Source organism: Pseudomonas syringae, assembly GCF_021606685.1.
GTDB classification, from domain to species: domain Bacteria; phylum Pseudomonadota; class Gammaproteobacteria; order Pseudomonadales; family Pseudomonadaceae; genus Aquipseudomonas; species Aquipseudomonas syringae_R.
Window position 1 is genome coordinate 1 of the sequence record NZ_WKCB01000096.1, and the last position, 19,375, is coordinate 19,375.

Below are 19,375 nucleotides of genomic sequence, written 5' to 3' on the forward strand. Positions count from 1 at the left end.
CATGATGGGTGGCAGTTTTCCAATACAGAACAAATTACCTGTGGGAGGGGGCTTGCTCCCGATGGCGGTGGGCCAGGTGTAGCTGCATCAACTGGCAGTCCGCCATCGGGGGCAAGCCCCCTCCCACATTTGTTCGGTGTTGGTGGTTAGATGGCGGTCCCAAACAGGGGCCGCCTCAACCTTCCGGCGCCGGGCTGACCTGCTCCAGTGCTCTATCGACCAGCAACTGACCCAGCTCGGCCATTTGCTGGATGCCGAGCATGATTGCGCGCTGGGAGGTGTTCAGGTCGAAGGCCAGATTGCAGGTCATAGCGTTAAGCGAGGATAAGGTTTCGCTGGCGTTGACCAGCAAGGCTTCGGTGTTTTGGTGGGGGCTAACGGTGAAGAGGGGCGGATTAGGCGTAGGTTTAGCCATGATTTACAGCTCCGATATACGATGGAGGCTGCCCTCATACGCTTGCACACGAAATAGGGTGGCAGCCGTGCGCAGGTGTGCAAGACCGGGCATATCGGACCCCGGCAGACTCCAAGGAATCTCCCGCGCACAGCTGCCATAACAAATACAGCAGGCATAAAAAACGCCCGTTGAATGGCTATGGGCGTTGGTGCGCCGACATGTAACCGGACTTGCACGTCCGTGTCGCCGTTTTTTCGATGACGGAACGAAGACTAGCCGCCATGACTACCCACAACAAGTTCATGCACAGCCCAAAATCCTGCAGGAAAAATCCGAAAGCCCCCAAAGCGTGTTCACCACAGAGAATATTCCGACAGGGTTTTCAGGTTGTTGCTCGGAAGCGGCCTCTCTAGCCTTTTCGGTCCGAATCGTGCCACGGGCAGACATCATGAATCCGACCGTTAAACCTGATGCAAGGCCATTGCAGAGTGTGATGTATCACATCACAATCGCGCTTTGATCGTCAGTTGGAAGCATAAGGGCCTAAGGGTTTTCTATGAGACCGGTTCAACCAGAGGCATCAACGTCAATCATGCGAACAGGCTACGCCGCGTGCTGATTCTTCTGGACAAGGCTGAACACCCAACGGAACTGAACCTCCCTGGCTGGTCGTTCCACCGCTTGAAAGGCGACTTGATCGACTACTGGTCCGTCAGTGTCAGTGGTAACTGGCGCATCATTTTTCGGATGTTCGACGACCAAGTCGAACTGGTTGATTATCTGGATTACCACTGAGTAGAGGTAAAGTTATGGGTATGCACAACCCACCTCACCCCGGCGAAATCCTGCTTGAGGATGTGGTCCCTGCCGTTGGCATCACCATCACCGAAATGGCACGACGCCTTGGTTTCGCCCGTGAGACTTTTTCAAGGATTTTGCATGGCCGTGCACCGGTCAGCCCGGATCTGGCCGTGAGGCTTGAACGGGCTGGCGTGAGTACTGCGCGGTTATGGCTGTCGATGCAAAGTGCCTATGACTTGTGGCAGGCCGAGCATCGGGAGCAGCCGGTGATTGAGCGGTTTGCGCGGATTGATTGAGGCACGAATCAGTGTGGGAGGGGGCTTGCCCCCGATGGCGGTGGGTCAGTTATAGATATATCAACTGACAATCTGCTATCGGGAGCAAGCCCCCTCCCACATTGGATTTTTGCAAGGCTCAGGGTCAGGCCAGGCCGGACTTTACCAGCAAGGCTTCGAGCCCCATGAGGTCCGGCACCTTGGCCACATGCTCGCCCACCTGCACCGCCGCCAGTTCCAGCGGGCACAACGGCACGTCCACATAGCTCAGCTCGCTGTCGAGTTTGTACGAGCGGGGGATGCCCTGGATCACCAGCGCAATAAACTTCAACGTCGGCCGCCCGCCCAGCGCATTCAACACCACAATCCGTGAGCGCTCGCCCGTTACGCTGGCTTCGCCGCACACCGCTTCAAAGCTGATCAATGGAATTTGCCGATCGCGCCACGTCACTTGTCGCAAATACCAGGGCGGCGCATCGCTGGCCGGTTCGCCGCGCTGGAAGTCGATCAGCTCGGCGATGGCGACGTTGGGCAACACCAGGTGGCGGTCGGCCAGAGGCAGCAGCAGGCCGGTGAGTTGGCTGGTGCGGTGGTCAAGCATGGGACTTGCTCCAGTAAGCGATGCTTTCCAGCAGCACCGACTCTTGGTACGGCTTGCCGAGGTACTCGTTGACGCCGATGGCCATGGCGCGGTCGCGGTGTTTCTGGCCGGTGCGCGAGGTGATCATGATGATCGGCAGGCGCATCAGCCGGGGGTCGTTGCGCACCTGAGTGGCGACTTCGAAGCCGTCCATGCGCGGCATTTCGATGTCGAGCAGCATCAGGTCTGGCGTGTGTTCTTCGAGCACCGCGATGGCGTCGATGCCGTCTTTGGCGGTGAGCACGTTCATGCCATTGCGCTCCAGCAAGCGGCTGGTGACCTTGCGCACAGTGACCGAGTCGTCCACCACCAGCACCAGCAACGGGCGTTTTTTCAGCGGGTCGTTGAGGATCAGCGGCGCATCGACGGCCTGCGCCGGCAAGGCCGGTTGCCGGGCGCGGATATGCGCGAGAAGGTCGATGATCAACACCACGCGCCCGTCGCCCAGGATGGTCGCGCCGGGCACACCTTGCACCCCGGCAAACTGCGGCCCCAGGCCCTTGACCACGATTTCCCGCGTACCGGCCATGGCATCGACATGCACCGCCACGCGTCGCTCGTTGTAGTGCACCAGCAACACCGGCACCGGCTGGTATTGGCCCAACAGTTTCGGACGGGCCACGGTGTGCAGCAGGTCGCCGAGGTAAAACAGCTCGTAGCGTTGCCCGGCGTATTCATAGCGCGGCGGGTCTTGCTGGTAGTGCCCGGCCAGCTCATGGGGCAGCACCCGCACCAGACCTTCGAGGGTGTTGAGCGGAATCGCGTACTGGTCGTCCGCGCACTGCACCATCAGCGCGCGGTTGACCGACACGGTAAACGGCAAGCGAATACGGAAATGCACACCCTCGCCCGGTGTCGAGTCAATGACCATCGAGCCGCCAAGCTGACGCACCTCCTCATGCACCACGTCCATGCCCACGCCGCGCCCGGAAATCTGGGTAATTTTTTCAGCGGTAGAAAAGCCCGGCTGCAGGATGAACTGCAACACGTCGCGGTCGCTGATCTCTTGATCGGCGGTGAGCAGGCCGCGCTTGATCGCCTTGCGCCGCACCGCCTCCAGGGGCACGCCGGCGCCGTCGTCGCGCATGTCGAAGACGATATCGCCGCCTTCGTGGGTCAGGTCCAGGGTGATGCGGCCCTTTTCCGGCTTGCCGGCTGCCACCCGCGCCTCGCGGGATTCCAGGCCATGGTCGACGGCGTTGCGCAGCATGTGCTCCAGCGGTGCCGCCATGCGCTCCAGCACATTGCGGTCCATCTCGCCCTCGGCATTGCCGACGATGAACTCGACGTCCTTGCCCAGCTCACCCGCCACCTGGCGCACGATGCGCTTGAGGCGCGGCAACATGCGCTCAAACGGCACCATGCGCGTGCGCATCAGGCCTTCCTGCAGTTCGGTATTGATGCGTGCCTGTTGTTGCAACAGGTCGTGGGCATCCTCGTTACGGCGGTCGAGGGTGTCCTTGAGGTCCAGCAGGTCTGAGACTGATTCCGACAGCGCGCGCGACAGTTGCTGCAGCTGCGAATGACGGTCCATTTCCAGCGGGTCGAATTCTTCATACCCCAGGCGCTCGGCCTCGGCCTGCTGGCGGCTGAGGATGCGGCCCTGGGTTTCGGTGTCGAGGCGGCGCAGTTGGTCGCGCATACGCTCGAGGGTGGTTTCCACTTCGCTGAGGGCGATGCGCGCGTCGTTGGCCTGCTGCTCGATACGGCCACGGAAAATCGAGGTTTCGCCGGCCAGGTTGACCAGATCATCGAGCAGGTCGGCGGAGATTTTCACCATGTCCGCCGTCGGGTCCACCGCCGCTTCCGCCTTAGCCGCTGGCAAGGCCACCGGCACCACCGGCTCAGCGCTCGGGTGCACCAGGCTTCTGATGCGCTCGATCAGCTTGTCCACCGAGCCCACCGGCAGGCCATCGGCCACCGCATCGATCATCTGCGCCAGGCGGTCATGGCAACCCTGCAGCAAAGCGAACAGCTCGGCGGTCGGCGCCAGCACGCCGGCGGACAGGCCTTCGTAGAGAAACTCCAGCTCATGGGCCAGGTCGCCGATCGGTCCGATCTCGACCATCCGCGCGCCGCCCTTGAGGGTGTGCAGGTCACGCAGCAGGGTTTCGACTTCCTGGCGGTTGCTCGGTTCGGCCTGCCAGCGCAGCAAGGCGCTGCCTGAGCTGTCGAGAATATCGGCGGCTTCTTCGAGGAAAATATCCAGTAGTTCCGGGTCGGCGCTCGCGGTTTCTGCTGTCGGGCCCGGGGCCGCGCTGGTGCCACTCTGGCGCACCGCGCGCAGCCTGGCGACCAGCTCGGCGCTGTCACTCAGCGGCGCGTGCTGTTGCAGCTCTTCGAGTTGCAGCGCCAGCCGTTCGTGGGCCGCCATCAACACCAGGGAGAGTTCGGGGGAGTAGCTGTAGCGGCGGTCCACCAGGCCTTCGTAAAGGCATTCCAGCTCATGGGCCAGGTCGCCCACCGCGCCGATCTCGGCCATGCGCGCGCCGCCCTTGAGCGTATGCAGGTCGCGTTGCAACGACGACAGCGGCGCTGGGCTGTCGGGCTCCAGCAGCCAGCGCTTGAGGGCCTGCCCGGCACTGTCGAGGATGTCCACCGCCTCTTCCAGGAAGATCTCGACGATCTCGTCGTCCATCGCCGTGTCCTGGCTCAGCTGCGCCGTGGCGGCGCCCAGTTCGGCGATGCTCAGCGCGCGGCTGCCGTCGCTTTTGACCAGCCCGGTGGCGGACGGGTCGAGGGCTTCGTCGAGCAATTCGCGCAGGGCCTGCACGCGTGCCGGCGCCGGGCTGATTTCCTGGCCGGCAGCCAACTGGTCAAGCATGCTGATCAGCGCTTCGTGGGCCTGCTCGGCCTCATGGAAAAACCGCGCACTGACCGCCAGGCTGCTTTCTTCCACGGCGCCGTAGAGGTCCAGCAAGGCTTCGCAGAGTTCGTCGATGGCATAGAGGTCGGCGGCATGCGCGCCCTCGCCCAGCGTGGTCAGTTCGTCCAGCAACGCGGTGAGTTCCTGACGCTCGCCAGGGTGTTGTTGCCAGCGGCGCAGCAGGCTTTCGGCGTCGAGCAGAATGTCCATGCCCTGGGCCAGGAAGTTGGCGATCAATTGCGGGTCACGCTTGATCCGCAGCCCGGTGGCCGGTGCGTCGAGCAGGGCTTGAAGCTGATGATCGAGCAACGCCTGGGTACGGCCGATCAGGTCGGCCGCGCCCTGGATCGGCACCAGCGGGTCGCCGTCCAGCTGACGCAGCCCGCGCTGGAACAACGTTTCGGCCTCCAGCAGCAATTCCACTTCGTCCAGATCCAGCGGCAGGCGGTGGGCCTTGTACTCGCGGGTCAGGTGATCGAGCGGACGCGCCAGCTCAGCGATGGGCAACACGCCGGCCATGTAGGCGCTGCCCTTGAGGGTGTGCAGGGCGCGTTGCAGTTCATCGCTGACTTGCAGCGGCACGTGTTCGGCGGCCTGTTGCAGGAAGTGGTTGAGGCTGTCCAGGTGGCTCTGGGCTTCGTTGCGGAAGATCTCCAGCAGCATCGGGTCGTGGGCTTCGGCGGCGGGCAGCTGCGCGCCGCTGGCCAAGGCGTGGGCGCGGGCGGCCAGGGCGTCGACTTCATCGCGTTGGCGTTGATCGTCGATGGCAAAATCGGCGATCAACTCCGGCAACAGCGCTACAGCTTCGTCCAATACCTGCTGCACCTCGGTGCCAAGGACCACGCTGCGTTCGAGCACGCGGTTGAGCAGGTTTTCCACGGCCCAGGCCAGCTCAGCCAGCACCAGCGCGCGCACCATGCGGCCGCTGCCTTTGAGGGTATGGAAAGCGCGGCGCATTTCACCCTGGGCGGTCTTGTCGGCGCTGTTGGGCAAGTGACGGTGCAGCACCTCAAGCACTTCATCGGTTTCTTCGAGGAAGACTTCGCGCAGCTCGTCGTCGATAGGCTCTTCATCGGCGGGCGGCGGCAACAGGCTGCCGGGGCGTTGCAACGCCGGCGGGTTGAGGCGCGAGGTCGGGCTGGCCAGCGCGTCGAATTGGGATTGGCTTGGGGCCGCCTCGCTCGAGAGTGCGCCGTCGGGTGCCGCCAGCGCCTGCCGCCAGGGCTTTTCGGCGGGCAGGTAACCCAGCGCGGCGAGGCCTTGGGTGGCCAGTTCCAGCACCCGCTCGCCGGCGGCGTCGGGGTCCTGGAGCATGCGCTCCAAATAGTATTCCAGGCTGCTGATCACGTCGGCGAAATGCGCCAGCTGCGCCTCGGAGGGCGGGCTGTCGTGGCTCATCAACTGTTCGTCGACGTAATCGCTGCAGCCGCGCATCAGGCTCGCCGCCCGTGGCAACGGAATCATCGCCAGCGCGCCGCGCACCTGGCTCAGCAGCTCCGGCAGGGATTCCAGGCGCTGGCGATCCCAGTGGGCCTCAACACAGTCGATCACCAATTCCTTGGCCTGGCGCAGGCACTGGCAGGACTCGCGGAGCACCAACTGGTGAATCTGCGTCAGGTCGGTGGTGGGCAGGCGGCTCTCTTCGCGGCTTTCCGGCTCGACGGTGCCAACCATGCCGGCCAAGGTCGCTTCGACATACAGCAAGGCGCCGGCGACATCCATCAACACGGCGTCATTCGGCGCGCGTTGGCCTTGGGCCAGGCTCAGCACCACCGCCAGTTGGTCGATGATGACCTTGCGCGGCTGGCCGAAGCCCAGCACCGCCAAGGTATCGGCGATTTGGCGCAGGGGCGCGAGCAACGCGTCGAGGTCACTGGTGTGCTGACGGTCGCTGCGCACGAATAAGTCGAGTCGCTCCTTGACCCGCACCAGTTCCTCGCACAATGCGCCCAGCACCGAGCCCATGGCATTGCGGTCCGGCCCGGCCAGGCGCGCGCGTTCGGCATCGACCACGGCACTGTCGGGCAACGCCTCATCCAGGCCGTAGCGCTCCTTGAGGCTTTGCATGCGCGGCGTCGGCCGAGTGACTTTGGCGACATAGAACAGCAGGCTCTTGAGCAACTCATCCGGCGCCGGCTGGTTGATGCCGCCAATGCCTTGGGCCAGCAGACGCTTGAGTTGTTTGTCACTGGCCTTGAGCAGGCTGCGCAGCGCCGGGCTGTTGGCGATCACGCCGGTGAGCATGCCCTCCACCAGCGCCGAGGTCACCTGCCACAGCGGCAACAGCGGCGCGCCCTGGCAGAGCGCCTCCAGGCGCGCAAATACCCGTGCCATGTCTTCGAGGTTGCTCGGGCCGTGGTCCTCACGCAGCAGCCCGGCCAGGGCCTGTTGCAGCAGTTGGTGCCATTGCAGCAAGTGTTCGTGCAGATCGGGCGGCATGCGTTGGGCCAAGGCTTCATCCGGCAACGGCGCAATCGTCAACAACTGCGGGCTGAACAGGCTGGTTTCCGACAACAGGCTTTCGCCGCGCGCGCTGCGCAGGTCATTGAGCAGCGGCAACACCACCAGCGGCAGGTCGCGGCGTGCGCTGTGCACGCGGTCGAGGTAAAGCGGCAATTGGCCGAGGGCCTGTTGCAGCAGGCGGATGCTTTCATCGCGTTGGCTGACGTGTCCGGCCTGGAGGGCCAGGGCCAGGGCTTCGACCTCCTCGGCCAGCAGCGCCGCGCCGTAGAACTCGACCATTTGCAGCGCGCCATGCACCTGGTGGATGCCGGCCAGGCACGCGCCGAGGGCCTCGCCCTCGCCTGTGTCGACAAACGTATCGAGCGCCGAACGGGCCTGTTTCAGGGTTTCGGCAATGTCGCCCTTGACCCATTCGAGGGCCACGTAGTCGTGCCGATCAACCATAACTGCTCCGCTTAGAATTCGTGGGTTGCTGGTGTTGCCAAGATCTCGAATCAAAAGGAGATCCAATGTGGGAGGGGGCTTGCCCCCGATTGCAGTAGTTCAGCCAATGGATTAGGTGACTGACACACCGCCATCGGGGGCAAGCCCCCTCCCACATTTTGAATGCACTTCAGTCATCTGCCTGTTTCGGCGGCGGGAGGGTGAAGCCCGACACCGACCGCCGCAGCTGACTGGCCATCTTCGCCAAATTGCCAATGCTTTCAGCGGTCGCCGTGGAACCCGACGAAGTCTGTGTGGTGATCTGCTGGATCACGTTCATGGTCAAGGAAATCTGCCCCGCCGACGAAGTTTGCTGCTGCGCCGCGTTGGAAATGCTCTGGATCAGCGCCGCGAGGGTTTTCGACACGCCTTCGATCTCCTCCAACGCCACCCCAGCGTCCTGGGCCAGACGGGCGCCGCGCACCACTTCGGTGGTGGTCTGCTCCATGGAGATCACGGCTTCGTTGGTGTCGGTCTGGATCGCGCGCACCAAAGTTTCAATCTGCCGGGTGGCGGCTGACGAGCGCTCGGCCAGCCGCTGCACTTCATCGGCCACCACCGCAAAGCCGCGCCCGGCGTCGCCGGCCATGCTCGCCTGAATCGCGGCGTTGAGGGCAAGGATGTTGGTCTGGTCGGCAATGTCGTCGATCAGGCTGACGATATCGCCAATTTCCTGGGACGACTCGCCCAGGCGCTTGATGCGCTTGGCGGTGTCCTGGATTTGTTCGCGAATGTTGTCCATGCCGTGGATGGTGTTGTGCACCACCTCGTTGCCCTTGTTGGCAATCTCCACCGAACGCTCCGCCACCGCCGAGGATTCAGCCGCGTTAGCCGACACCTGGTCGATGGACTGGGCCATCTGCTCGATCGCCGTGGACGCTTCGGCGATCTGCTGGGCCTGGTGCTCCGACGCTTGCGCCAGGTGCATGGCGGTGGCCTGGGTGTCCTGCACCGCGCCGGCGACTTGGCCGGCGGTGAGGTTGATGGTGGCCACCAGGTCGCGCAGTTGGTCCACGGAATAGTTGATGGAGTCGGCGATGGTGCCGGTGAAGTCTTCGGTCACCGAGGCGGTCACGGTGAGGTCGCCGTCGGCGAGGTCTTCGATCTCATCGAGCAGGCGCATGATCGCGTTCTGGTTGCGCTCGTTCTTCTCGGCGGTTTCATGCAACTGGCGGTTGGTTTCACGCACCATCACCAGGCCGATCAGGATGATCGAGGCCAGCGCCAGCAGGCCCAGCACATAGCCGCCGATGGTGTCGAAGCTGCGCCCGCTGGCGAGGTTTTCAAAGCCGGTGGCCAGGTGCGAGGCCTCATCGAGCAAGGTTTGCGACAGGTTGAAAATGTTGCTCGCCGAGGCGCGCACCTGGAACAGCTGCGGCGAGGTTTCGAGGATTTCATCCACGGAGCCGGAAACGAACTCGAACAGCTCGGCGATTTCCGCCAGCCGCGCGCGGGCGTCGCGGTCTTCGACCTGGGTGATGCGCAGGCCCGGGTTGCCGTTGAGCATGCCGTTGAGCACCTGGCCGAAACGCGCGGCATCGCGGCCGAACGCATCGGCGGCCTGCACAGCGGTTTCGTCACCGGCGAGCACGGTGTTGACCGCGCCGAGGATACGCTCGGCGAGCAACGACTGGCGCTGGGCCAACGCCACCTGGCTGGCCGGGGCACCGCGTTGCAGCAGAATATCGACGACTTTTTCAGATTCCAGCTGCAACTGCGGCACGGTTTCGGCCAGCGTCGCGGCCACCTGGTGCAAGGACAGCACAGTCTGCTCGCTGGCGAGGATCGCGTCGGTGTTTTTCAGCAGCGCCTCCCAGTCGGTCTGCACCGCGCGCATTTCCGCACGCACCGCATTGGGGGCGGCGGGCAAGCCGGTTTCCTGATCGCCTTTTTTCAGGTAGCCCCAGCGCTGGGCAAAGTCGTTGCGGGCATCGCCCAGCAGTTTGAACGCAGCGGCCTTGCCGGCAGCGGCTTCGGTGGCATTTTTGGCGATGCGTTGCGAGAGCACGCGCAGCTCACCGGCGTGGCCGATGTACTGTTTGTCATAGGTGGACTGGGTGTTGAGATACGCGAAATTGGCGAACAACAGCATGATGAACACAATCAACGCGATAAACAGCACGATGATCTGCGAGCGGCTACGCGAAGCGGCCTGGGGTTTGGGCGTGGTGGCGGTGGTCATGCGGCAACATCCATGAAGCCTGGGGCCTGGGCCAGGGCGAAGGGGCTGAAAACCTGCCACAGCGGCTCGCCGTCGAACCGGCCCTGGATAAAGGGCGCGCCGGGAGCGACGTTCGCCAGCAGTGCGTCTTGTGCGAAATGCTGCATCCCCACCACCTCGTCCACCAGCAGCCCGACAAACAGGTCGTTATATTCCACCACCAAGACCCGGCGCTGCTTGCGCGCCTTGGACAACGGCAGGCCAAGGAACCCGCCCAGGTCCATCACCGGCAGCAGGCGCCCGCGCAGGTTGGCCACGCCCTTGACCCACGGTTTGACCCCCGGCATCAAGGTGCAGCGCGGCTCGTGCAACACCTCGGCGACTTCGCCCATGGGCGCCACGTACCAATGCTCCCCCAGGCGAAAGCCGATCCCGCTCCAGCGCTGCAGGCGGGCTTCCTGGGACGGCAGGTCGGCGGCCAACAGGCGGCAGCGGCGGTCGATGTCCAGCAACAGCTCAAAGGCGGTGTGCGATTCGGTCATGATCGCGTGCCGTCAGCCGGCCAGCACCTTGTTCAGGGTGGCGATCAGGGTGTCTTCGTCGACCGGCTTGGTCAGGTAATCCTTGGCGCCCTGGCGCGCGCCCCAGATCTTGTCGGTTTCCTGGTCTTTGGTGGTGATGATGATGATCGGGATGCCGTTGGTTTCCGGCTCCTTGGACAGCTGGCGCGTGGCCTGGAAGCCATTGAGGCCCGGCATCACGATGTCCATCAGCACGGCATCGGGTTTTTCCTGACGGGCCAGGGCCACGCCGTCCGCGCCGTTTTCGGCCTTGAGGACCTGGTGGCCGTGCTTTTCGAGCATGCCGGTGAGTTTGTACATTTCAGTCGGCGAATCGTCGACGATCAGAACGCGTGCCATGGTTTTCCCCACTACATTGGTCGGCGCCGGCCCTTTTCGGGCGGCGTCAGTGTGCTTGTTCTACTGCGGCGAAGGCAGGCACGTAGGCCTTGATCGCACCCAGCAGTTCTTCCTTGCTGAAAGGCTTGGTCAAAAACTGATCGACACCAACGATGCGCCCCTTGGCCTTGTCGAACAGGCCATCCTTGGAGGACAACATGATCACCGGGATCGACTTGAACGCCGGGTTGTTCTTCACCAGTGCGCAGGTCTGATAGCCATCCAGGCGCGGCATCATGATGTCGACAAAGATAATGTGCGGGTGATGATCAACAATCCGCGCCAGCGCATCGAAACCGTCGATGGCCGTGATGACGTCGCACCCCGCGTTCTTCAACAGCGTCTCGGCGGTGCGGCGGATCGTCTTCGAATCGTCGATGACCATCACTCTCAAGGCGTTGGAATGCTGTTCCATATCTGCTCTACCATCGCCACAGCGAATCGGTTTTCGGTGTGTACTGCCTGATGTTGCACAGGATGAGCGCCGCAAGCCTTGGAATTCAAGGGCTGCTGCGCCGTGGCAGTCTTTTTAGCACAGTCTCCGGGCGCAATCTATCGAGCAACCGGCCAGGTGGTTTTTCCTTGACCCACAACAGCCGCAGCGCCACTCTGACGCCACTTTTATGCGCCCTAATTTGCTAGAGGAAATCCCCCATGAGCGTTCGCGTCGGCATTGTCATGGACCCTATCGCCAGCATCTCCTATAAAAAGGACAGCTCGCTGGCCATGCTTCTGGCCGCCCAGGCCCGCGGCTGGACGTTGTTCTATATGGAGCAGCGCGACCTGTACCAGGGCGACGGTGAAGCCCGTGCACGCATGCGCCCGCTGCAGGTGTTTGCCAACCCCGAGAAGTGGTTCGAGCTGTCGGACGAAATCGACAGCCCGCTCAGCGATCTGGACGTGATCCTGATGCGCAAGGACCCGCCGTTCGACATGGAGTTCGTCTACTCCACCTACCTGCTGGAGCAGGCCGAGCGCGCCGGTGTGCTGATCGTCAACAAGCCGCAGAGCCTGCGCGACTGCAATGAAAAGCTGTTCGCCACCCTGTTCCCACAGTGCACGCCGCCGACCGTGGTCAGCCGCCGCGCCGATGTGCTGCGCGAATTCGCCGCCAAGCACGGCGACGTGATCCTCAAGCCGCTGGATGGCATGGGCGGCACCTCGATCTTCCGTCACCGCGCAGGCGACCCGAACCTCTCGGTGATCCTGGAAACCCTGACGGTGCTGGGCACCCAGCAGATCATGGGCCAGGCTTACATCCCGGCGATCAAGGACGGCGACAAGCGCATCCTGATGATCGACGGCGAACCGGTGGATTACTGCCTGGCGCGTATCCCCGCAGCAGGCGAGACGCGCGGCAACCTGGCCGCCGGCGGCCGTGGTGAAGCGCGCCCGCTGACAGACAAGGATCGCTGGATTGCAGCTCAGGTTGGCCCAACCCTGCGGGAAAAAGGCCTGCTGTTTGTAGGACTGGACGTAATTGGTGAAAACCTCACCGAAATCAACGTCACCAGCCCAACCTGCATTCGCGAGATCGACAATGCGTTTGGCACGAACATCGGCGAAATGCTGATGGCGGCCATTGAGCGCAAGCTACAAGCCAAGTGACATAGAACAGCCGGACACGCACCAACATTGCGTTATCATGCGCCACCTGTGAAACGCGCGATGTTGGTTTTCTTGTCATGACGCTCCCGCCCGATCTGCCCCCCGAACTCTCCCACAGCGGCGTGCGCCCGGCTGATCGGCTCGGTTTTACCCTGTTCCTGGCAGCACTGGTGCACCTCGCCCTGATCCTCGGCCTGGGCTTCACCTTTGCCGAACCCAAGCAGATCACCAAGACCCTGGAAATCACCCTCGCCACGTTCAAAAGCGAAAAGCCGCCCGAAAAGGCTGACTTTCTCGCCCAGGACAACCAGCAGGGCAGCGGCACCCTGGACAAGAAAGCGGTGCCCAAGACCACTGAAGTGGCGCCGTTCCAGGACAACAAGATCAATAAAGTCACCCCACCGCCGGCGCCCAAGCCCGAGGTCAAGCAGGCTGCGCCCAAGGCTACCGTGGCCACCGTCGCGCCCAAGCCGCAAAAGGCCCCGACCCAGCGCGAAAAGACCAAGACCGAGCCGCAGCCCGAACCGGTCAAACCGGCGCCGACGTTCGACAGCTCAACGCTGTCCGACGAAATTTCCAGCCTGGAAGCTGAATTGGCCAACGAACAGCAACTGTACGCCAAGCGCCCGCGTATCTACCGGCTGAACGCGGCCTCTACCATGCGCGACAAAGGCGCCTGGTATAAGGACGAATGGCGCAAGAAGGTCGAGCGCATCGGCAACCTCAACTACCCGGATGAGGCGCGGCGCCAACAGATTTACGGCAATTTGCGTCTATTGGTGTCGATCAACCGCGACGGTTCGCTCTATGAAGTGCAGGTGCTGGAGTCGTCCGGCCAGCCTCTACTGGACCAGGCCGCCCAGCGCATCGTGCGCCTGGCTGCGCCCTTCGCGCCGTTCACCGGTGACCTGAACGACGTCGACCGCCTGGAAATCATCCGCACCTGGAAATTCGCCAAGGGCGACCGGCTGTCCAGTAACTGACGCCCCCTAACCGCCCTATCAAAAAAGCGGGCCTGTGTGAAAACCAGGCTCATGTGAAAAGCGGGCTTATGTGGCGAACGGGCTCATGTGGCGAGCGGGCTTGCCCGCGTTGGGCTGCGCAGCAGCCCCAGTAAGTCACCTACGATGTATCAGGCATACCCGGTTGCCAGCGTTAGGGGCCGCTACGCAGCCCAGCGCGGGCAAGCCCGCTCGCCACACAAACCTAGTCACTTGCCACACAAATCCCAGTCCGCTTGCCACATACAATTATGTGCAGAACGCACGCCCTAACAACTCCCAGCTTGTCAGTTCGCCCCTCCAACGCCACACTAGCGGACATGAAAAATGTCAGCCCGACCTACCTCAAGCACCAATTCCTGATCGCCATGCCCCATATGGCCGACCCGAACTTTGCGCAGACCTTGACCTATATCGTCGAGCACACCGCCAATGGTGCCATGGGGTTGGTAGTCAACCGCCCGCAGGAGCTGACCCTGGCGGACATTCTTGAGCAACTGCGCCCGGACATCGACCCGCCGGCCCGCTGCCAGCACGTACCGATCTACATTGGCGGCCCGGTACAGACCGATCGCGGTTTTGTGCTGCACCCGACCGGGCCTAAGTTCCAGGCCACGGTGGACCTGGACGGTGTGTCGCTGTCCACCTCCCAGGATGTGCTGTTCGCCATCGCCGACGGTGTCGGCCCTGAGCAAAGCGTGATCACCCTGGGCTACGCCGGCTGGGAAGCCGGGCAACTGGAAGCCGAACTGGCCAGCAATGCCTGGCTGACCTGCCCGTTCGACGCCGACATCCTGTTCAACACCGCCAGCGAATTGCGCCTGGAAGCGGCCGCGGCCAAGCTGCGGGTCAACCTCAGCCTGCTGACCAGCCAGGCGGGGCACGCCTGATGGCTTTGCGCTTGATCCTCGGCTTTGACTACGGCACCAAACAGATCGGCGTAGCGGTCGGCCAGGTGATTACCGGCCAGGCCCGCGAGCTGTGTACCCTCAAGGCCCAGAACGGTGTACCGGACTGGAACCAGGTCGAAGCCCTGATCAAGGAGTGGAAGCCCGACGCCGTAGTCGTCGGCCTGCCCCTGAACATGGACGGCACCCCCAGCGACATGTGCCTGCGCGCCGAGAAATTCGCCCGCCGCCTGAATGGCCGCTACAACCTCCCCTTCTATACCCACGACGAGCGCCTGACCACCTTTGAAGCCAAGGGTGAGCGCCGCGACCGTGGCGGGCAAAAAGGCAGCTACCGCGACAACCCGGTGGACGCCATTGCCGCCGCCCTGCTGTTGCAGGGCTGGTTGGATGAAAACACCGCTTTATTTGAATCCTGACTGACGCGGCTTGCCGCGTCTTTTTACGTTTGAGCCCGGACCTTGCCTGCGCGAGGCCTTGAAGGAGCCACCATGAGCCTGCCCAATCCCGCCGAACTGATCAGCCAGATGGCGACGAGCCTCACGGCCCATCTGCAACACCGCGCCATCAGCGAGCCGCGCTTCATCGGCATTCGCACCGGCGGTGTGTGGGTAGCCCAGGCGCTGTTGGAAGAACTGGGCAGCGATTCGCCCCTGGGCACCCTGGACGTGTCCTTCTACCGCGACGACTTCAGCCAGAACGGCCTGCACCCGCAAGTGCGCCCGTCGGCCCTGCCGTTCGAGATCGAAGGCCAGCACCTGGTGCTGATCGACGACGTACTGATGAGCGGCCGCACCATCCGCGCCGCCCTGAACGAGCTGTTCGACTATGGCCGCCCGGCCAGCGTGACCCTGGTCTGCCTGCTCGACCTGGACGCCGGCGAATTGCCGATCAGCCCGGACGTGGTCGGCGCCACGCTGTCGCTTTCGGCCCGGCAGCGGGTAAAATTGTCCGGTCCCACGCCGCTCGAACTCGAACTGCAAGACCTCGCCCTTTAAACCGCCTTGTAAAGAGTCCCCGCGATGACGCCTCTAGATGCCAAGCGCCCGCTGCAGCTCAATGCTCAGGGTCAGTTGCAACATTTCTTGTCCCTCGACGGTTTGCCCCGCGAACTGCTCACCGAAATCCTCGACACCGCTGACTCGTTCCTCGAAGTCGGTGGCCGCGCGGTGAAGAAGGTCCCGCTGCTGCGCGGCAAGACCATCTGCAATGTGTTCTTCGAGAACTCCACCCGCACCCGTACCACCTTTGAATTGGCGGCCCAGCGGTTGTCGGCCGATGTGATCACGCTGAACGTGTCCACCTCGTCGGCGAGCAAGGGCGAAACCCTGCTCGACACCCTGCGCAACCTCGAAGCCATGGCCGCCGACATGTTCGTGGTGCGCCACGGCGACTCCGGCGCCGCGCATTTCATCGCCGAACACGTGTGCCCGAATGTGGCAATCATCAATGGTGGCGACGGCCGCCATGCTCACCCGACCCAGGGCATGCTCGACATGCTCACCATCCGTCGGCACAAGGGCAGCTTTGAAAACCTGTCGGTGGCCATCGTCGGCGACATCCTGCACTCGCGGGTGGCGCGTTCGAACATGCTGGCCCTCAAGACCCTGGGTTGCCCGGACATCCGCGTGATCGCGCCGAAAACCCTGCTGCCGATCGGTATCGAGCAGTACGGCGTGAAGGTCTACACCGACATGGCCGAAGGCCTCAAGGATGTGGACGTGGTGATCATGCTGCGCCTGCAACGCGAACGCATGGCCGGCGGCCTGCTGCCCAGCGAAGGTGAGTTCTACCGCCTGTTCGGCCTGACCACCGCGCGCCTGGCCGGCGCCAAGCCCGACGCCATCGTGATGCACCCGGGCCCGATCAACCGCGGCGTGGAGATTGAGTCGGCGGTGGCCGACGGCAACCAGTCGGTGATCCTCAACCAGGTGACCTACGGCATCGCCGTGCGCATGGCGGTGCTGTCCATGGCCATGAGCGGGCAAACCGCGCAACGTCAATTCGAGCAGGAGAACGCCCAGTGAAGCTCAGCATTCTCGGCGCCCGAGTCATTGATCCAGCCAGTGGCCTGGATAACGTCACCGACCTTCATCTGGAAGCTGGCAAGATCATCGCCATCGGTGCCGCGCCCGCAGGCTTCAGCGCCAGCGAAACCATCGACGCCAAAGGCCTGGTCGCCGCGCCTGGCCTGGTCGACCTGAATGTCGCCCTGCGCGAGCCGGGCTACAGCCGCAAAGGCAACATCATCAGCGAAACCCGCGCCGCCGCAGCCGGTGGCGTGACCAGCCTGTGCTGCCCGCCACATACCAAGCCGGTGCTGGACACCTCGGCCGTGACCGAGTTGATCCTCGACCGCGCCCGTGAAGCCGGTAACTGCAAGGTGTTCCCCATCGGCGCCCTGAGCAAAGGCCTGGAAGGTGAACAACTCGCCGAGCTGATCGCCCTGCGCGACGCCGGTTGCGTAGCCTTCGGCAATGGCCTGGAGAGTTTCCGCAGCACCCGCACCCTGTGCCGCGCCCTGGAATATGCGGCCACCTTCGATTTGACGGTGATCTTCCATTCTCAGGACCGCGACCTTGCCGAAGGCGGCCTGGCCCATGAAGGCGCCGTGGCCAGCTTCCTCGGCCTGCCGGGCATCCCGGAAACCGCCGAAACCGTGGCCCTGGCCCGTGACCTGCTGCTGGTGGAACAAAGTGGCGTACGCGCGCACTTCAGCCAGCTCACCAGCGCACGGGGCGTGGCCCTGATCGCCCAGGCCCAGGCCCGGGGCTTGCCGGTGACGGCAGATGTCGCGCTGTATCAGCTGATCCTGACGGATGAGGCGCTGATCGACTTCTCCAGCCTGTATCACGTACAACCGCCGCTGCGCACCCTGGCAGACCGCGACGGTTTGCGTGCGGCGGTCAAGTCCGGTGTGGTCTCGGCGATTTCCAGCCATCACCAACCCCACGAACGGGATGCCAAACTGGCGCCGTTCGGCGCGACAGAGCCAGGTATCAGCAGCGTCGAACTGTTGCTGCCGCTGGCAATGACGTTGGTGGAAGATGGCTTGCTGGACTTGCCGACGCTACTGGCACGCCTCAGCGCCGGCCCGGCCCAAGCCTTGCGCCTGCCAGCGGGTAAATTGGCGGTGGGTGCGGCAGCGGACCTGGTGCTGTTTGACCCGGCCAGCTCCACGGTTGCCGGGGAGCAGTGGCTGTCCAAGGGTGAAAACTGCCCGTTCATCGGCCATAGCCTGCCGGCGACGGTGCGGTATACCTTGGTAGACGGCCGCATCAGCTACCAGGCCTGACGCTGATCTAGAGTGGACACAGTAACTGTGGGAGCGGGCTTGCTCGCGAAGGCGGAGTGTCAGTCAACAGATTAATAGACTGATCCACCGCCTTCGCGAGCAAGCCCGCTCCCACATTTGGTTTCCTGTGTGGCTTGAGAAACTCAACGTCCGTTATTACGCTCGGCATTGCGGATCGAGATCTGCGTATTCAATGTCCAGAAGTCATACAGCACCCCCACCAGGAACAAGCCGCCGGTCAGCAGGTAGATCAGGCCGCTGATCCATTTGCCCTGGTACATGCGGTGCACGCCAAATACCCCGAGGAACGCCAACAGTACCCAGGCCACGTTGTATTCGATAGGCCCGGCGGTGAAACGCAGGTCGGCTTCACGGTCCATGGCCGGGATCAGAAAGAGGTCGATCAGCCAGCCGATACCCAGCAGGCCGAGCGTGAAGAACCAGATCGTACCGGTCACGGGTTTGCCGTAATAAAACCGATGCGCACCGGTAAAACCGAAAATCCACAACAGGTAACCGATCACCTTGCTGTGGGTGTCTTGCTGGGGACCAATCTGTTGATAGGTGTTCATCGCGTACCTCTTTTGCGTCGATAGATAAATTTTTTCATTTTCTTTGTGACTTTTTTACAGGCGCCCGACGTACGGCAAATGGTATCTTCCCTCCCCTGAAAGCCTTATGCCACCTGACTTGTATAGGACAATTGCGACGATTCGTCGCGTTTTTCCTGGATTTGACCCCAAGGTTCAGTCGACAAACGGCCTGAGAACGACACAAAAAGCTGTTATAAAGTTGCGCGCAAACCCATAAGAGCCACGCCTAATGCGACCATTTTTCAAGACATGGCTAACCATTTGCCTATTAATGCCACTGGCCGCCCACGCCACCAATCGTGAGCAACGACTTCCTAACGTCAACGGTTTCACCCCTAAAGTTCACAGCACGCCAAGCACTGCCAAATCGGTAAAGCTGACCGTCAACCGCCCGACTCAACTGAGCAAGGCCCACAACGGTAAAGCAACCCCTGGCCTGGTTGGCGTCAATACCAAGCAAAGCAGCACTGTCCTCAGCCGCGCCGTTAACGTGCTCGGTACCCCTTATCGTTGGGGCGGCAGCAGCCCAAGTAAAGGGTTCGACTGCAGCGGCCTGGTGAAATATGCGTTCAACGACGTAGCCGCCGTGGATTTGCCGCGCACCTCCAACGCCATGGCCGCCGGCCACGGGCAGAAGGTTGACCGCAAGGACCTGAAACCGGGCGACCTGTTGTTCTTCAAGCTCAAGAGCCGCCAGGTCAACCACGTTGCCATCTACCTGGGCAACGACCGCTTCATCCACGCACCGCGTCGTGGCAAGTCGGTCAGCATCGACACGCTGAAAAAGCCGTTCTGGGACAAGAACTACGTGATTGCCAAGCGGGTTTTGCCGAAAGAGCAGAACACCTTGCGCGTGGTTCAACGCTGATCCCAGGCTGAATACAGTACAAATGTGGGAGGGGGCTTGCCCCCGATGGCGGTGGAT

General features: G+C 62.8%; 18 protein-coding genes. 10 read left to right on the forward strand and 8 right to left on the reverse strand.

Annotated elements, in window-relative coordinates:
* Positions 1-175: 175 nt before the first annotated feature.
* Positions 176-415 (reverse strand): DUF6124 family protein, encoded by a 240-nt coding sequence (locus GIW02_RS24210; protein ID WP_236415590.1) that lies wholly within the window; start codon positions 413-415, stop codon positions 176-178.
* 498 nt (positions 416-913) lie between these two features.
* On the opposite strand from GIW02_RS24210, the gene GIW02_RS24215 reads away from it, so the two are divergent.
* Positions 914-1,192, forward strand: coding sequence for a type II toxin-antitoxin system RelE/ParE family toxin (locus GIW02_RS24215; protein ID WP_236415591.1), 279 nt, complete (start codon positions 914-916; stop codon positions 1,190-1,192).
* A 14-nt stretch (positions 1,193-1,206) separates the two neighbouring features.
* Positions 1,207-1,494: a HigA family addiction module antitoxin gene (locus GIW02_RS24220; protein WP_236415593.1), complete on the forward strand. Its 288-nt coding sequence runs from the start codon at positions 1,207-1,209 to the stop codon at positions 1,492-1,494.
* Positions 1,495-1,618: 124 nt separating this feature from the next.
* On the opposite strand, the gene GIW02_RS24225 is transcribed toward GIW02_RS24220, so the two are convergent.
* From GIW02_RS24225 to pilG, 6 genes are all read right to left on the reverse strand, one after another.
* Entirely contained in the window at positions 1,619-2,074 is a 456-nt protein-coding gene (locus tag GIW02_RS24225) for a chemotaxis protein CheW (RefSeq protein WP_236415595.1), read from the reverse strand.
* A complete protein-coding gene (locus GIW02_RS24230; protein WP_236422134.1) occupies positions 2,067-7,886 on the reverse strand; it encodes an Hpt domain-containing protein in 5,820 nt (1,939 codons plus the stop codon). Before GIW02_RS24230 ends, GIW02_RS24225 begins: the two co-directional genes overlap by 8 nt.
* A gap of 169 nt (positions 7,887-8,055) precedes the next feature.
* Positions 8,056-10,107 (reverse strand): methyl-accepting chemotaxis protein, encoded by a 2,052-nt coding sequence (locus GIW02_RS24235; RefSeq protein ID WP_236417111.1) that lies wholly within the window; start codon positions 10,105-10,107, stop codon positions 8,056-8,058.
* Positions 10,104-10,628 (reverse strand): chemotaxis protein CheW, encoded by a 525-nt coding sequence (locus GIW02_RS24240; RefSeq protein ID WP_236417102.1) that lies wholly within the window; start codon positions 10,626-10,628, stop codon positions 10,104-10,106. Before GIW02_RS24240 ends, GIW02_RS24235 begins: the two co-directional genes overlap by 4 nt.
* A gap of 12 nt (positions 10,629-10,640) precedes the next feature.
* Positions 10,641-11,006 (reverse strand): twitching motility response regulator PilH, encoded by a 366-nt coding sequence (pilH, locus tag GIW02_RS24245; protein ID WP_003234583.1) that lies wholly within the window; start codon positions 11,004-11,006, stop codon positions 10,641-10,643.
* Between the two features lie 46 nt (positions 11,007-11,052).
* Positions 11,053-11,460, reverse strand: a complete 408-nt coding sequence (gene pilG, locus GIW02_RS24250; protein WP_016972942.1) for a twitching motility response regulator PilG — start codon at positions 11,458-11,460, stop codon at positions 11,053-11,055.
* 239 nt (positions 11,461-11,699) lie between these two features.
* On the opposite strand from pilG, the gene gshB reads away from it, so the two are divergent.
* From gshB to GIW02_RS24285, 7 genes are all read left to right on the forward strand, one after another.
* Positions 11,700-12,653, forward strand: a complete 954-nt coding sequence (gene gshB / locus GIW02_RS24255) for a glutathione synthase (RefSeq protein WP_099585834.1) — start codon at positions 11,700-11,702, stop codon at positions 12,651-12,653.
* Positions 12,654-12,730: 77 nt separating this feature from the next.
* Positions 12,731-13,636 carry an energy transducer TonB gene (locus GIW02_RS24260; protein WP_236417100.1) on the forward strand — a complete coding sequence of 302 codons (906 nt, stop codon included), beginning with the start codon at positions 12,731-12,733 and terminating at the stop codon, positions 13,634-13,636.
* 338 nt (positions 13,637-13,974) lie between these two features.
* On the forward strand, positions 13,975-14,544 hold the full coding sequence (locus GIW02_RS24265) for a YqgE/AlgH family protein (protein ID WP_236417098.1): 570 nt from the start codon (positions 13,975-13,977) through the stop codon (positions 14,542-14,544).
* Complete coding sequence (gene ruvX, locus GIW02_RS24270; protein ID WP_003195067.1) at positions 14,544-14,981, forward strand: Holliday junction resolvase RuvX; 438 nt, start codon at positions 14,544-14,546, stop codon at positions 14,979-14,981. Before GIW02_RS24265 ends, ruvX begins: the two co-directional genes overlap by 1 nt.
* A 72-nt stretch (positions 14,982-15,053) precedes the next feature.
* A complete protein-coding gene (gene pyrR / locus GIW02_RS24275; protein WP_236417089.1) occupies positions 15,054-15,560 on the forward strand; it encodes a bifunctional pyr operon transcriptional regulator/uracil phosphoribosyltransferase PyrR in 507 nt (168 codons plus the stop codon).
* Between the two features lie 24 nt (positions 15,561-15,584).
* On the forward strand, positions 15,585-16,589 hold the full coding sequence (locus GIW02_RS24280; RefSeq protein WP_236417087.1) for an aspartate carbamoyltransferase catalytic subunit: 1,005 nt from the start codon (positions 15,585-15,587) through the stop codon (positions 16,587-16,589).
* Positions 16,586-17,857 (forward strand): dihydroorotase, encoded by a 1,272-nt coding sequence (locus GIW02_RS24285; protein WP_236417077.1) that lies wholly within the window; start codon positions 16,586-16,588, stop codon positions 17,855-17,857. Before GIW02_RS24280 ends, GIW02_RS24285 begins: the two co-directional genes overlap by 4 nt.
* 143 nt (positions 17,858-18,000) lie before the next feature.
* Here the strand turns inward: GIW02_RS24285 and GIW02_RS24290 are convergent, their stop codons facing one another.
* Positions 18,001-18,429 (reverse strand): TM2 domain-containing protein, encoded by a 429-nt coding sequence (locus tag GIW02_RS24290; RefSeq protein WP_268935640.1) that lies wholly within the window; start codon positions 18,427-18,429, stop codon positions 18,001-18,003.
* A gap of 250 nt (positions 18,430-18,679) precedes the next feature.
* Between GIW02_RS24290 and GIW02_RS24295 the strand changes: the two genes are divergently transcribed.
* Positions 18,680-19,318 carry a C40 family peptidase gene (locus GIW02_RS24295; RefSeq protein ID WP_236417067.1) on the forward strand — a complete coding sequence of 213 codons (639 nt, stop codon included), beginning with the start codon at positions 18,680-18,682 and terminating at the stop codon, positions 19,316-19,318.
* Positions 19,319-19,375: the final 57 nt, after the last annotated feature.

Bases quoted from the DNA above. Each gene is read 5' to 3' on its own strand.
- GIW02_RS24210 (WP_236415590.1), bottom strand. From the start codon at position 415: ATGGCTAAACCTACGCCTAATCCGCCCCTCTTCACCGTTAGCCCCCAC.
- GIW02_RS24220 (WP_236415593.1), top strand. From the start codon at position 1,207: ATGGGTATGCACAACCCACCTCACCCCGGCGAAATCCTGCTTGAGGAT.
- GIW02_RS24225 (WP_236415595.1), bottom strand. From the start codon at position 2,074: ATGCTTGACCACCGCACCAGCCAACTCACCGGCCTGCTGCTGCCTCTG.
- GIW02_RS24230 (WP_236422134.1), bottom strand. From the start codon at position 7,886: ATGGTTGATCGGCACGACTACGTGGCCCTCGAATGGGTCAAGGGCGAC.
- GIW02_RS24235 (WP_236417111.1), bottom strand. From the start codon at position 10,107: ATGACCACCGCCACCACGCCCAAACCCCAGGCCGCTTCGCGTAGCCGC.
- GIW02_RS24240 (WP_236417102.1), bottom strand. From the start codon at position 10,628: ATGACCGAATCGCACACCGCCTTTGAGCTGTTGCTGGACATCGACCGC.
- pilH (WP_003234583.1), bottom strand. From the start codon at position 11,006: ATGGCACGCGTTCTGATCGTCGACGATTCGCCGACTGAAATGTACAAA.
- pilG (WP_016972942.1), bottom strand. From the start codon at position 11,460: ATGGAACAGCATTCCAACGCCTTGAGAGTGATGGTCATCGACGATTCG.
- gshB (WP_099585834.1), top strand. From the start codon at position 11,700: ATGAGCGTTCGCGTCGGCATTGTCATGGACCCTATCGCCAGCATCTCC.
- GIW02_RS24260 (WP_236417100.1), top strand. From the start codon at position 12,731: ATGACGCTCCCGCCCGATCTGCCCCCCGAACTCTCCCACAGCGGCGTG.
- GIW02_RS24265 (WP_236417098.1), top strand. From the start codon at position 13,975: ATGAAAAATGTCAGCCCGACCTACCTCAAGCACCAATTCCTGATCGCC.
- ruvX (WP_003195067.1), top strand. From the start codon at position 14,544: ATGGCTTTGCGCTTGATCCTCGGCTTTGACTACGGCACCAAACAGATC.
- pyrR (WP_236417089.1), top strand. From the start codon at position 15,054: ATGAGCCTGCCCAATCCCGCCGAACTGATCAGCCAGATGGCGACGAGC.
- GIW02_RS24280 (WP_236417087.1), top strand. From the start codon at position 15,585: ATGACGCCTCTAGATGCCAAGCGCCCGCTGCAGCTCAATGCTCAGGGT.
- GIW02_RS24290 (WP_268935640.1), bottom strand. From the start codon at position 18,429: ATGAACACCTATCAACAGATTGGTCCCCAGCAAGACACCCACAGCAAG.
- GIW02_RS24295 (WP_236417067.1), top strand. From the start codon at position 18,680: ATGCGACCATTTTTCAAGACATGGCTAACCATTTGCCTATTAATGCCA.